Below are 13963 nucleotides of genomic sequence, written 5' to 3'. Positions count from 1 at the left end.
CCTAAATATTATTTTGATAAAATTATAAACTGGTCGTTTCTATTTTTTGCCCAAGCATATTCATTATTTGCTGGATCTACAGGTTTTAATTTACCATTGCTTAGTGTCTCAATTCTATCTGCTGATATACCATGCATAACCAGATAATTTTTAGCCGAATCTGCCCTTCTTTGGCCTAAAGCCAGGTTATAAGCCTCAGTCCCACGCTCGTCGCAGTTTCCTTCAATCTTGATTTTAATATTTGGTTCTTTAGCCATATAGCTAGCTATACCATCTAGCACTTTTGGTACATCTTGGTTTATACCCCATTTGTCAACATGAGTTAGATTAGCTCTGTTAAAGTTAAAGTGAATGCGTTGGAAAATTTCCTTTAGCATTTCTTCTTCATTAACCTGTGGTTGAGCCACTGGCGCTGGTGCTGGTGCTTGTTGCTGAACCTCTTGTTTTACTGGTGCTGGAGCTTCAGCAACAGGTTTTTTTGGTGTTGTACAACTACAACTGTAAGCTAAAAACGATGCACTAACAATTGCTGCAAGTGAAAGATAAGTCTTTTTCATAACAAATACCTCCTTAATTTAATTTTTTACTGATATCTAAACCACCAAAGCTAGGATACAACTTATTAGCCCCAATTGCAAGTGAAAAATTACCATTTATTGTATTAATTATATATATTCCTTCTTTAGAATCAATACTACCGTACACTGCCACATATCTGTTATCATATGACCAACTAGGTGAATCAAGATAATAAGAGCTAATTATATTTTCATTATTGCCACCATTTACACCGATAATATTTAAAGCAAAATTTGAACCTGCACAAATGTAAGCAATTTTCGTGCCATCAGGTGATACAGCAGGTGTTTGTGAATTTGCACAATTATAGGTTAGTCTTGTTGAAACACCCAAGCCTAAATCTAAAGAGTATATTTGAGGTGAACCTTCAGAATTTGAAACATAAATCATTTTTGATAAATCTGGAGCAAAATAAGGTGATATTGTAATGCCGTTATTATTTGTCAATTGTTTATCTATTTGTCCAGACTTATTCACCAAATAAATATTAATATTAGAATTTTTATTAATTGATACTGCAAATAACCCATCCTTGTAATAAGTTGCATTTTCACTAAAATCTGAAGCGGAATACAGATTTTTTAAATGTCCATTTGATAAATTTAATAAATATACACCAGGATGTTTATTAATGTAACCAGTAAAACTTATTTCATTATTATTCACCCACATTGGAAGCAACAAATTAGTATTGTAGTGCGTAATTTGATGAATATTCTCACCATCAAAATCTGCGATGTACAAATTTTTTACTTTATTGTTGCCAGCTGAAAATATAATTTTGCTCTCAAACGGTCCATATATGCCTGTATCGTATAACATAAAATTATCCACTAATTTATGTGAAGCCCATGCGTAGTTATTAGAAGTTATTTTAGCATTAATCACTAATTTTTGGTTGGTGACATTATAAACTTTAGCTAATAAGCTTACATTATCAGAATTTCCTTCCACGTTACCATAAATTGCATAATTACATCCACTAACATCTGCTGGATTATTTAGCGTTGAATTAATATCATTTGCTTGATAAAATCCACTCATATTCAAATCACGTATTATTACTTTTTTTACCTCTAAAGCTAAAGCAGGATTAGAAGATTCTAAATTGTATACATTTATTATAATTTTTTGAAAATTTGGGTTTGTAATATTAAGCTCATAATTTTGTGCATATGAAATACCAAACCCGAACATTAAAATTGAAATTATAAGTATAATTTTTTTCATTTTACAAATCCTCCTTTATTCTCTTATAAAGAAATTTAAAATTAAGTCAAGAGTGTTATGAGTATTTAAATAACGCTGTGGAACTGGTGGAAGTGTTGAGCTGTTTATTGCGTTAATTACAGTTCTATCAAAATAAAGATTCCCACTTGATTTTACAATACTTGTACCAATAATTTTTCCATTTGAAGAAATAGTAATTTTAACACGCGTTACAAGCTTGTTATTAGGTAATAAGTTTTGATCTACAAACCAATTAGAATGTATTATACCCTGGACAACCGATAAATAATCAGAAAATAGCTTATCTTGATTGCCAACTCCGCTACCTTGAGCCCTAATGTTGCCTATGCCAGATTGAGTTTGTGAATTTTCTTTTAATTGTTGAGCTATTTCTCTAATTTTATTTTCAAGCATAGCTTCTTTCAATTGTGTAATCTTTTCTTGTAATGACTTTGCTTTGAGTTGTTGAATTTTGTTTTTGATATTTTTTTGAACTTCTTCTTGACTACTAGTTTTTGTTTTCTCAATAGTTTTTTCAATTTTTTTTGGTTCTATAGACGGTTTTTGTTCTATTTTTTTTGGTTCTGGCTTTGCAATTTCCTTTTTTTGAGGTACTTCTTGTTGTACTTTTTTAACTTCATGATTAATTCTTGGCGGGAGAGTTGTTTGAGGTGAAGGTATTTCCTTAGGATGAGTAGTCAATGGCTCAATGGTATTTTGATGGCCAGCCATACCTTGCCCTGGCGTTAATAGGCTAACAGTATAAGTTGGCATTGTGTGCGTTTGAATATTTCTAAATAGTAAAAATAATAATCCTATAATTACTAAATGTATGATCAATGACATTAGAAAACTTACTAATTTCATTTATGTTTTATTTGATTTATTCGTAGTTGCAAGACCTACTTTTTCTATACCGCTTTGTTTAGCTATATCAATAATGTGCACTACTGTGCCATATTCAATAGCTCTATCTGCTTCTATCACAACTTCATTGCCATGATTTTCCTCGAATGCTTTTCTTAAGTCATTCAAGCTTACCTGCTGTTTATTAAGGAATATTCTGCCTTGTTCGTCTATGCTGACAATCAAGTCTTTTTTTGTAATGTTGGTGGTGCCTGAATGTGTCTTTGGCAAATTAACTTTTATACCTTTGACCAACATTGGCGTTGTAACCATAAAAATTACAAGCAATACTAACATTACATCAACTAATGGTGTTATATTAATATCAGAAAAAATACCCTTAGAACCATTAAACTTCATTTTATTGCCTCAAGAAAATTTTCAGCTTCTCTGATAATAGACGTATATAAAGAATAAAGCAAGTTATACCCAATTACAGCGATTACTGCTACAAATATTCCTGCTGCAGTTGTTATTAGTGCTTCAGATATGCCTGGTGCAACAACACTTATACTGGTAGAATCCGATAAACCAATGCTTCTAAAAGCATTTATGATTCCCCAAATTGTACCAAACAATCCAATAAAAGGTGCGGTTGAACCTACAGATGCTAAAATACTAAAGCCTCTTTCTAAATGAGCAACCTCTTTTGTCAGGTAGGCTTTTGAAACAGACAAAGACTGCTTGCTTAACATAAATACTTTAGCATTTAAAGACTCATTTATGCGGGCAAAGCTGTTTAATGTGCTCTCGCTTTCACCATCAATAAATCTTTCTAAAAAAACATTGTTTCTAGTTTTTAATGATGAAAGCTGAATCCATTTGTAGATCATTATAGTCCAAGATATTATTGACATCAATAGCAATACACCCAAAACAATAATCGCAATAGCACCGATATGCTCAAAGCCAATGCTTGAAGACATTATTTTTCTCCTTCAAATAATACATCTAATATATCTTTGTACTTAGTTAAATCCTTATAAATTTCGTCATACTCTTTTGTGTTAGGTTTTTCTTCTTTTAGTTTTGATTCTAACTCTGTTATTGTTTTTAAAGCTTCTTCTTTGGTGATATTGTCTTTTGTAAATACTTCATCACAAAGAATATTTGCTGTGTTATCGTCAAACTCTAAATAACCACCTCCTATCACATACTTGTCCTGCACGTTTTCGTATATAAGTCTGATGGTACCAATGTCTAGCATGCTAATAAAAGGCATATGGTTTGGCAAAATGCCAAACTCACCGCTTGCGCCTGGGGCTATAACTTGATCTATTTCTTTGTTTGCTATGATTTTTTCGGGTGTTACTATTGTGCAGTGTATTTTATCCATAATTACCCCTTTAAAGTTTTTGCTTTTTCCATAGCATCTTCAATAGTGCCCACAAGATAGAACGCTTGTTCTGGAAGTTCATCGTACAAACCGTCTATAATACCTTTAAAACTCCTTATTGTATCTTGTATCTTGACATACTTGCCTTTCATGCCAGTAAATTGTTCGGCAACAAAGAAAGGTTGAGATAAAAATCTTTGAATTTTTCTAGCCCTTGTAACTATAAGCTTATCCTCTTCTGATAACTCTTCCATACCAAGAATGGCTATAATATCCTGTAATTCTTTGTATCTTTGAAGTATTTCCTGAACGTTTCTTGCTACTGCATAATGCTCTTCACCAAGAACATACGGGTCAAGAATCCTGGATGTAGAATCCAACGGGTCAACTGCAGGATATATGCCAAGCTCGGTAAGACGCCTTGAAAGAACTGTTGTAGCGTCAAGGTGAGAAAATGTTGTAGCAGGAGCTGGGTCTGTCAAGTCATCTGCTGGCACATATACGGCTTGCACAGAAGTAATAGATCCATTTTTCGTAGAAGTAATGCGTTCTTGAAGCTCGCCCATATCTGTACCAAGTGTCGGCTGATAACCAACGGCAGAAGGTATTCTGCCCAAAAGTGCAGAAACTTCACTACCTGCTTGTGTAAACCTGAATATGTTGTCTATAAAAAGAAGTATATCAAGTTTGCTTATATCTCTAAAATACTCTGCTATTGTAAGTCCCGTTAAACCTACACGCGCTCTTGCGCCAGGTGGTTCGTTCATCTGGCCATAAACTAATGCGGCATTTTTTAAAACACCTGATTCTTTCATTTCATTCCACAGATCGTTTCCTTCCCTTGTTCTCTCACCAACACCGCAAAACACCGAATAACCGCCATGCTGCATAGCAACATTGTTAATAAGCTCCATAATAAGAACTGTTTTGCCAACGCCAGCTCCGCCGAACAAACCAGTCTTGCCGCCTTTTGCGTATGGGCATAACAAATCTATGACTTTGATACCCGTTTCAAACATCTCGCTGGTTGTAGCCTGCTCTTCAAGCGGTGGTGAATCCCTATGGATAGGCCATTTCTCTTTTGCATCTACGGCTCCAAGCTCATCTACTGGCTCACCAACAACATTAATGATTCTACCAAGCACTTCTTTGCCCACCGGAGCTGCTATATAGTTTTCTGTATCAATAACCTCTGTTCCTCTAACAAGACCATCTGTAGAATCCATAGCTATTGTTCTAACTCTGTTTTCACCTAAGTCTTGAGCAACTTCTAATATAAGATCAGAGGCAGCATTTTCGATGTATTCTTTTTTTACAACTAATGCATTATAGATTGAAGGTACCTGCCCTTCTTTGAATTCAACATCCACTACTGCACCTAAAACCTGAATAATTTTGCCTTTATTCATACCTTTAACTCCTTTTTTTTTATTTCATTGCCTCAATGCTTGTTGTAATTTCTATCAATTCTTTTGTAATAGCCGCTTGGCGCGCTTTATTGTAGAAAAGCGTTAGTTTTTTTATCATATCCTGTGCATTCTTGGTAGCTGCTTCCATAGCAAGCATTCTAGCTGCATACTCACCAGCCAGTGACTCCAGGAAACTATCGTAAAGCGACATATGGACGTATTTTAACAATAATTTTTCTAAAACAGCTTCTTTTGAGGGCTCAAATGTAAATTTCTCATACTTTTGCTTTGAACCGTCTTCCTCTTCAAAGCTAATGGGTAAAACTTTTTTGACTGTTGGTTTTTGAATAAGCATATTCACAAATTTGTTGTATATAATATAGACTTCATCTGTCTTTTCATCTATAAAATCTTCAATGGCTATGCTCATTATTTTTTTTGCATCGTTGAATTTTGCCTCATTTTTTAATATACCAGTATAGAAGTGTTTTATTTCAATGCCTTTAAAATGAAAGTAATCGTGTATCTTTTTGCCTATTACTGTTATAGACACTGATATATTTTTGCTCGATAAACTTTTTACTAAAGCTTCGGTTTCTTTTGTAATGTTGTGGTTAAAACCACCACATAGACCCTTATCTGATGCCACCACAACAATTTCTGCAGTTTTTACATCTCTTAAGAAAAGAAATTTATTATCCTGCGGCGGTGTGTATTCTGAGAGGTATTTTATGACTTCTTCGAATTTTTCCATGTATGGCCTAAACTGCAAAGCGGTTTGCTGAACTTTCCTGAGTTTTGCGGCCGCCACCATTTTCATAGCTTTGGTTATTTGCTGTGTTTTACCTATGCTGCTTATTTTTCTTTTTATATCCCTTGAACTTGGCATAATCTAACCTCAAGCCTTAAATATAGCTTTAAATTCTTCTAAGGCTTTATCTATTTTGGACTTCAATTCGTCGCCAATAACTTTTTTTTCTTTTATTTCCTGAAATATGTTTGGGTATTTGGTTTCCATAAATTTGTACACTTCTTCTTCATATTTTTTTAAAGCTTTGTTTGGCATATCATCCAGATAACCATTATTTCCTGCATACACAATAAGGATCTGCTTATACACAGGCAGCGGGGCGAATGGTGGCTGCTTTAGTACCTCGGCAAGTTTTGATCCCCTGTTAAGCTGTTGGAGCGTAACTTTATCAAGGTCGCTACCAAATTGAGCAAACGCAGCCAATTCTCTGTATTGTGCAAGAGATAACCTAAGCATGCCAGCCACCTGTTTCATAGCTTTAACCTGGGCTGAGCCACCTACCCTTGATACAGACAATCCTACGTTAACAGCAGGTCTAATACCTGCGTAAAATAAATCTGCTTCAAGGAATATCTGACCGTCTGTAATAGATATAACATTTGTTGGAATGTAAGCTGAAATATCGCCTGCCTGCGTTTCAATTATTGGAAGCGCCGTTAGTGAGCCTCCGCCCAATTCATCTGATAATTTTGCAGCTCTCTCAAGCAGCCTTGAGTGAAGGTAAAATACATCGCCTGGGTATGCTTCCCTGCCCGGTGGTCTTCTAAGAAGTAAAGACATTTGCCTGTAAGCCTGAGCATGCTTGCTTAAGTCATCATAGATTAGCAATGCATGTTGGCCATTATCCCTGAAATACTCACCCATTGTAACACCCGCATATGGGGCCAGGTACTGAAGTGGAGCTGGGTCTGATGCAGTTGCCGCCACAATTGTGGTGTACTCCATAGCGCCTAAATCTTCTAATTGCTTTTTGATTCTAGCTATAGTAGAGCGCTTCTGTCCAATAGCTACGTATATGCAATGAACATTTTCACCTTTTTGGTTAACGATGGTATCAAGGGCTATCTGGGTTTTTCCTACCTGCCTGTCGCCTATTATAAGCTCCCTTTGACCTCTACCGATTGGTATCATTGTATCTATTGCTTTGATGCCTGTTTGCAATGGTTCTTTAACAGGCTGTCTTTTTACGATACCTGGGGCTTTAATTTCTATACGTCTATAGCTTTGTGTATTAATTGGCCCCATACCGTCTATAGGGTTTCCTAAGGCATCTACCACCCTACCTACAAGCGCCTCGCCAACTGGTACCTGTGTAATCTTACCTGTTCGCTTAACCGAGTCACCTTCTTTGATTCCCGTATCTTCACCTAATATAACAGCACCTACATTATCTTCTTCTAAATTTAGTGCCATTCCAACGACGCCATTCTGGAACTCTATAAGCTCGTTGGCCATGACATTTTTTAAACCATATATACGCGCGATACCGTCACCAACGCTTAATACTTTACCAACTTCGCTAACTTCAACAAAATCTTTGGCTTGTTCTATTTCTTTAGCGATTATTTCACTAATTTCACTAGGTTTGATATTCATCCATTTCCTCCTTGAGAAATATTCAAATTATTTAGTCTATTGCTTATATTTGTAAGATAGGTTTTTATGCTTCCATCATAGACTTTGCCTTCAATTTCTACTACAATGCCGCCTATTAGGTTTTTATCGATAATATACTCAAACTCTAATGTCTTGAGCGCAATTCTGGAAAAGATATTAGATAACGTACTCTTTTCGCTTTCTATAAGCTCAAGTGCACTAATTACTCTGGCTTTGGCTTTGTTTTGATTTTGCATCATAATTTCACTAAAACTATCAAGAACATCAAAAACAAATTCTATGCGGCCATTTAATGCCATAAACGAAAGCAAGTTATAAATCACCCCATCACAAATATTCCTTAGTATGTCTAGTTTGTTTTCTAAAGGGTAGATGGAAACCTTTAAAAGCTCGAATAATTTTTCGTTTTCTTTTAGAATCAAACAAACATTACTTAGGGTCTCATAAGCTAAATCCATACTTATAGACTCATCTTTGCAAACCTTTTCTAATGCCCTTGCGTATCTCAAGGAAATAACTTTATTTATCATACTTAACCCCTAAAGACTCAAAGTACCTTTGGTTGATGCTTCTTAAATCTGACTCGTTCAAAGATGAAAACTGTTCTTTTGCTTTTAAAATTGCTCTGGATATAATCTGGTTAATAAAGTTTTTGTAGGCCTTATTTAGAATCATAGCTTTTTCTTGCTCAAGGCGTTTTTTAAAGATTTCTTCTAAATCTTTTGCTGCGTTAGCATAATCTTCTTTTTCCTTCTCACCCATTTGTCTGTAAATCTTTATAATATTGTCTATTTCGCTTGAGAGCGCAGATAGTTTTTTTTGAACTTCATCTAGCGTATTCCTGGCTTCTTGATTTGCCGCCTTGGCATCTTCTACCTCTTGAAAGACCTGCTTTTTTCGATTTTTAAAATAATTTACAATGGGTTTTTTTACAAAATAAACTATTAGAGAAGCAAAAATTACAAAGTCCACCACACGCCAAAGCATGTGTGCGCTAGCTTCAGAGCTACTTGCAAAGGCTAAAGTGGGGGCAAAAATTAAAATCAACAAAGAATAAATAAACTTCATAAATCAGCCCTCACTCTTTACAATATTTTTTAATAAAAGGCCTGATATTTGGTTAGTGATCATTTCAATATTCAAAGCTTCTTTTTGGATATCTTGTTCCACCTGGTTGGAAAACTCAGATTGCTCTTTTCTAAAAAGCTCATTAATTTGAGCAAGCTTTTCTTCTTTTATCTTTTTTGCTTCATTAAACATAGCGTTGAAAATCTTTTTGCCTTCTTCTTCGGCATTTAATTTTTCTTGATTGTATTGTTCAAGTTTTAACTTTTCTTTTTCTTTTAGTTTTTGGGCCTCAGATAAAAGATTTGAGACAAAATCCTGTCTTTTTCGTATAATTTCAAGCACAGGCTTATACAAAAGAGCGTTTAAGATGAACAACAAAATGATAAAACCAAACATTTGAGCCAGTATAAACTGCCAAACCAAATTAACGCTTATCACGCGCACCTCCCTACCGAAAATCTGCGATAGGTTACCAAATTTAAAAAAAAAAGTCAATTGTTATTTAATCGTTTTTTTATAAAAGCTTTTTAAAAGTAACCAGAATAATTCTCTGGAGCTTTTTTTACCAGTCAAATAATCAGCTAAAGCATTTTCATTACCCTTTGACAATTGAAAAAAAGAGAAATATGGAAAATTTAAAACAATTTTTGATATAAAGTAGCTATATTTATTTTCTTCTAAAATTTTATCAGCTAAAGCGCTATAAGCCTGATAAGGGTTTTTAGGATAACTTAAAATAGAAGCAGCAGCCAGATGTGCACTAAAAATTGCATTGTATATACCTTCTAGACTAAAAGGGTCTGCCAAACATGCAGCATCGCCAACAAGCAGTATATTTTTTTTACCTAAATTTTTTTTGGAAAAAGCTATTGGAATAAAATAGCCTTTTGGATTGATAAGCATGTCGTTTCCATAGTACTTAAAAAAAAGTTTATTAATATTTTTTTTTATTGAAGCAATACCCCAAACACCATTTTGAGGAAAATTCCAGTAATAATTTAATCCTTTAAAACCTATGTCAATATTGACATTAGAATCATTGTGATAAATTGTTTCTACCTGTAGGGTTTTTACTAAAAATTTTGGCTTTATGTGTAAAATTTTTCTAACTATTGAATTTGCTCCATCTGCCCCAATTAAGTATTTTGCTTTATATTTATTAGTGTCAGTATAAATTTCAATGCTAGAATCATTATAGTTCAAAGATAATAATCTTTCGTTTCTAAAAAAGCAACCTTTTTCAAGTGCACTATCAAGCAAATATTTATCAAAAGTCTTTCTTTCAACAAAGTACGCAAAGGGCTCTTTCGATTCTATTTCCAAACAAGCGGTTTTTTTGTAGCTTAAGATGGCTTTATTTGTACTGGCTTTTGCCAAACTATTTATCTGGGGTATATAATCAATTATTTTTGCCGATACGCATCCACCACATAATTTTTCTCGCGGGAAAATCTTTGAATCAATTATCAGAACCCTGTAGCCAAAACTGGATAAAATTTTAGCAGCAGTCGACCCAGCTGGTCCTGCCCCAACTACCACGCAATCATAAAACATAATTGATTTTTATACAATTATCATATAAAATGCAATAAGTTTTTTTAGGAAGTTTAAGTTGAGTAGAAAAAAAGTTTTAATTTCGCTTTTAATAATATGTATAGCCATTTCACTTGGTCTTGCATACAGGTTCTATAGTTTGTATGTTTGGAACCAGAACCCTTCCAAATACTACTACAAAGGGAATGCATTATATACTGAATACGATGCATTCTACTATTCTTACTATGCAAAAGCTTTTAATGAAGGCTTATATAAACCGTTAAAGCAAGATCCTCTAAGATTCTATCCAGATAAAATAGCTACATTTCCGCCTGTAATTTTTATGATAAGCTTTTTAAGTGCTGAACTTTCAAAATTACTACATGTTTCAATTCAAAATTTGTCTGTTTATATGGTACCTATACTTGCAGTACTTTTTGTTATACCGCTTGTTTTTTATCTAATGGATTTGGGCTATCCTTTGGCAGCTTTCAGCTCTTCTATTACAGGTGTTTTGTCTTTAATTTATATAGCACGAACATTAATTGCAAGACTAAGGCCAGATTGTATGAATTTATTTTTTCCACTGGCAATTGGATATTTTTTGTATTTAAGCCAGTTTAGGCAACCTAAAAAAAGCTACCTTTATGCAATTATAGCTGGTATTTTTGCGCAACTTTATTACTGGTGGTATATGCACGAAGGTATAATATTAGCGTTTGCCATTGTGTATATACTCTCGTTCGGTTTTACTCAAAAAACTGATAAGTTTTTTCATATATTTGACCCAAATGTTTATAAAAAACGCTGGAAAGAAATTATTCTTTTTCTAATAAGCACAAACCCAATCATACTATATATGGGTATACACAATGCTATTTTTTTAATTAATGTTTATTTGATTGATTTCTTTAAACCTACAATGGGCGTTTTTCCAAATGTATTTGTATCTATCGCAGAAGCCGCACGCGTTAATTTACATTATCTATCACAGCTAACAAGTGGAAATTTTATAGTTTTTTTGGCATCACTTGTTGGTTTGGCACTGTTTTTAATAATGAATTTTAGAAAATTCATGGTTTTTTTACCATTATTTTTTATAGGTTTGATGTCTTTTAAAGGTGCTGAAAGATTTGCTATGTATCTTGCGCCTTTTTTAGGATTAGGGTTTGGTTATTTGTTTGATATGTTAGTAAAATTGAATATAAAAAAAATCAATAATGTAAAAAATGTTGTTGCAAGTATTATGGCTATTGTATTGACAATAATTCCTCTTGCACCAAACATAGTAATTGCAGAACCTAAAATTACTCCACAGCTTTATGCAGATTTCGTTAATTTGAATAAAATTACGCCAAAGTCGTCTGTAATCTGGACATGGTGGGATTACGGTACTGCTATAGAATTTCTTGCAAATAGAGCCACTTTTCACGATGGGCAATCACAGATATACCCAAAAACTTACTTTATAGCTACAAGTTATTCTGATTCAAACCCAGAAATTGCGTACAATACAATAAGTGCTATATCAAATATTGGCAATACAGGCATAGAAAAATTACTAAAAGAAAAAAACACACCTCAGGAAATTAGAGACAAAATATTTGAAGGAAAGTTTAACGCGCCACTTAAAAGGCCTACATACTTTGCATTTACTGGTGATGAAATTGGCAAATTTGGTTGGATAAACTATTTTGGCACATGGGACTTTAAAAAGAAAAAAGGTATTTTTGAGCCTATTGGTCAACTTGGAGATTGCAAAAAAAAATCAGAAGATACAGTTTTCTGTGGACTAAATGAAATAAATATAAAAAAAATGTACTTAAAAACCCCATCTTTAAAACTTAATATAAATACGCTTGCCATTTATAAAGACAAAAAACTAACTATTAAAAGTCTTGATAGTGGCAGTTTGTATATTGATGTAGTTTATCTTAAAAACTCAAAAATAAATGTTTACATTCTGCAAAGACAACCATTTTACTCAATGTTTAACCAAATGTATATTTTAAGAAACTATGATCCAGAGTATTTTGAGTTAGTCTTTGATAATTTTCCTACGATGGTTTTATATAAAGTAAACAAAGAACCCAAACAATTATCAAAATAAATCCTTTATGTAGCTTAGCAATTCCTGTCTTTTTTTATTTTTTATCTCGCACTCTGGGCAAATTTCTTCATCAGTATAGTAAACATTGCCACAAGAACAAATTTTTTTAGGTTTTTCAAAAAGCTTTAATGCTTTTGGTATTAAATCTTCTACAAAAGCTTTTTTTGCAGTAATAGCATTTTTTGGACATGCATCAATGCAATTTTTACAAGCACTGCACAGCGATGGGTTAAAGTAAATAGCAGCAGTTTCGCGTTTTTCTATAATAATTGCACCTTTTGGACAAACTGACTCACAAATTGAACAAAAATCACAAATCTCATTTATTGAAAGCCTTATTGTGCCAATATATTCTGCACTTTGTTTTATATTTTCTTTAATAAGCTCAATCAAAAAGTCTCTTTTAGGTACTCTTTCTTTAATTTTAAAAACATCTCTTCTGGAAATACCAAAATTTGGCTCAAAAGGTTTATCCAGACTGGACTGCTCAATTTTTACTGCATCAAAACTTATATCAAGTGCTTTTAAAATTTCCTGTGTTTTTTTTAAATTTTTTTCAAAAACCTCAAGTGACATTTTAAATTTGCACTTTTCGCAATTTCCTTTAAAAATATTAATATATCCAAATTTCAATACAAAATACACAATCAAATTTTCACCTAACCTTGAAATACATGATATTTTGTTATCACCTTTAGCAAAAATACAGCCAAATGAAGGCTCTGTAACATTCTTTATAATATCGATATCCAAATTTCGGTTTAATTCTATAGCATCGTTTTCGCAGGCACTATAACACACGCCACATCCAATACAGTCACCAATCACAATATTATTATCAAAATCAATGGCTAATGCTTCAAATGGACATGCTTTTATGCATTCATTACATGTACTTTTTGAGTAAGTATTGTGAGAGCACAACGCATTAATGCTTATTTTACCAGTAAAAACAAAATCGTTCATTTGTTATCCAAATTTAATTCCTTAAGCTTTTTGCTGTAAATATCAGATATATCAGCAAAACTAACAATGCCAAGAAACATAGAATCTTCAACAACAGGTAGCCATGTGGTTTTATTTGCACTCATAAGTTTCCATGCATCTTCAAGTGTCGTAGAAATTGTAGCCGATGCTGTTCCAATTTTTACAAATTTATCTATAGATTCATTATTTTCACTTATAATATCATACAAATACACTGTACCTAAAAATTTATCATTTTCCACAACAGGTAAAGAAAAAAAGAAATTTTTAATCATTAAATTTTTGGCTGTTTCTATACTATCTGTTGGTTTTACAAAAATCTTTTTGTATATTCCAATATCTGATATTTTTAATCTTTCTAAAAAAGGAATATT

16 protein-coding genes are annotated in these 13963 nt (G+C 33.2%); 1 reads left to right on the top strand and 15 read right to left on the bottom strand.

The annotated features are described in order from the left end of the window. Window positions 1-8 precede the first annotated feature (8 nt). From ACP5FO_RS02230 to ACP5FO_RS02170, 13 genes are read right to left on the bottom strand one after another with little or no spacing between them, the layout of a single operon-like run. Window positions 9-557, bottom strand: a complete 549-nt coding sequence (locus ACP5FO_RS02230; RefSeq protein WP_428109674.1) for an OmpA family protein — start codon at window positions 555-557, stop codon at window positions 9-11. A gap of 13 nt (window positions 558-570) precedes the next feature. Continuing rightward, a complete protein-coding gene (locus ACP5FO_RS02225) occupies window positions 571-1809 on the bottom strand; it encodes a hypothetical protein (protein WP_428109666.1) in 1239 nt (412 codons plus the stop codon). A gap of 15 nt (window positions 1810-1824) precedes the next feature. Further along, window positions 1825-2676, bottom strand: coding sequence for a TonB family protein (locus ACP5FO_RS02220; RefSeq protein WP_428109659.1), 852 nt, complete (start codon window positions 2674-2676; stop codon window positions 1825-1827). Further along, window positions 2677-3075, bottom strand: coding sequence for an ExbD/TolR family protein (locus ACP5FO_RS02215; RefSeq protein WP_428156962.1), 399 nt, complete (start codon window positions 3073-3075; stop codon window positions 2677-2679). It abuts the gene before it with no gap. Beyond that, window positions 3072-3641 carry a MotA/TolQ/ExbB proton channel family protein gene (locus ACP5FO_RS02210; RefSeq protein ID WP_428109645.1) on the bottom strand — a complete coding sequence of 190 codons (570 nt, stop codon included), beginning with the start codon at window positions 3639-3641 and terminating at the stop codon, window positions 3072-3074. Before ACP5FO_RS02210 ends, ACP5FO_RS02215 begins: the two co-directional genes overlap by 4 nt. Further along, entirely contained in the window at window positions 3641-4051 is a 411-nt protein-coding gene (gene atpC, locus ACP5FO_RS02205; protein ID WP_428156961.1) for an ATP synthase F1 subunit epsilon, read from the bottom strand. The genes ACP5FO_RS02210 and atpC overlap by 1 nt, the downstream gene beginning before the upstream one ends. 2 nt (window positions 4052-4053) lie before the next feature. Next, window positions 4054-5460, bottom strand: a complete 1407-nt coding sequence (gene atpD / locus ACP5FO_RS02200; protein WP_428156960.1) for a F0F1 ATP synthase subunit beta — start codon at window positions 5458-5460, stop codon at window positions 4054-4056. A 19-nt stretch (window positions 5461-5479) separates the two neighbouring features. Next, window positions 5480-6349: an ATP synthase F1 subunit gamma gene (gene atpG / locus ACP5FO_RS02195; RefSeq protein WP_428156959.1), complete on the bottom strand. Its 870-nt coding sequence runs from the start codon at window positions 6347-6349 to the stop codon at window positions 5480-5482. Between the two features lie 9 nt (window positions 6350-6358). Next, entirely contained in the window at window positions 6359-7867 is a 1509-nt protein-coding gene (gene atpA, locus ACP5FO_RS02190; protein ID WP_428156958.1) for a F0F1 ATP synthase subunit alpha, read from the bottom strand. Then, window positions 7864-8418: an ATP synthase F1 subunit delta gene (gene atpH, locus ACP5FO_RS02185; RefSeq protein WP_428156957.1), complete on the bottom strand. Its 555-nt coding sequence runs from the start codon at window positions 8416-8418 to the stop codon at window positions 7864-7866. The genes atpA and atpH overlap by 4 nt, the downstream gene beginning before the upstream one ends. After that, window positions 8408-8956: a hypothetical protein gene (locus ACP5FO_RS02180; RefSeq protein ID WP_428156956.1), complete on the bottom strand. Its 549-nt coding sequence runs from the start codon at window positions 8954-8956 to the stop codon at window positions 8408-8410. Before ACP5FO_RS02180 ends, atpH begins: the two co-directional genes overlap by 11 nt. A gap of 3 nt (window positions 8957-8959) precedes the next feature. After that, window positions 8960-9394, bottom strand: coding sequence for a hypothetical protein (locus tag ACP5FO_RS02175; RefSeq protein WP_428156955.1), 435 nt, complete (start codon window positions 9392-9394; stop codon window positions 8960-8962). Between the two features lie 60 nt (window positions 9395-9454). Next, the gene (locus ACP5FO_RS02170) at window positions 9455-10510 is read right to left on the bottom strand and encodes a geranylgeranyl reductase family protein (protein ID WP_428110804.1); all 1056 of its coding nucleotides are present in this window, start codon (window positions 10508-10510) and stop codon (window positions 9455-9457) included. A gap of 58 nt (window positions 10511-10568) precedes the next feature. On the opposite strand from ACP5FO_RS02170, the gene ACP5FO_RS02165 reads away from it, so the two are divergent. Continuing rightward, window positions 10569-12602, top strand: a complete 2034-nt coding sequence (locus ACP5FO_RS02165) for a hypothetical protein (RefSeq protein WP_428156954.1) — start codon at window positions 10569-10571, stop codon at window positions 12600-12602. On the opposite strand, the gene ACP5FO_RS02160 is transcribed toward ACP5FO_RS02165, so the two are convergent. Then, on the bottom strand, window positions 12594-13568 hold the full coding sequence (locus ACP5FO_RS02160; RefSeq protein WP_428110802.1) for a 4Fe-4S binding protein: 975 nt from the start codon (window positions 13566-13568) through the stop codon (window positions 12594-12596). The two genes, ACP5FO_RS02165 and ACP5FO_RS02160, sit on opposite strands and share 9 nt — an antisense overlap. Further along, window positions 13565-13963 (bottom strand): CBS domain-containing protein (locus tag ACP5FO_RS02155; RefSeq protein WP_428156953.1); only part of this gene is annotated, 399 nt, incomplete at its 5' end. The genes ACP5FO_RS02160 and ACP5FO_RS02155, both read right to left, overlap by 4 nt.

Source organism: Desulfurella sp., from assembly GCF_049977265.1.
Lineage (GTDB): Bacteria > Campylobacterota_A > Desulfurellia > Desulfurellales > Desulfurellaceae > Desulfurella.
This window is presented reverse-complemented; position numbering and strand designations above follow the sequence as displayed.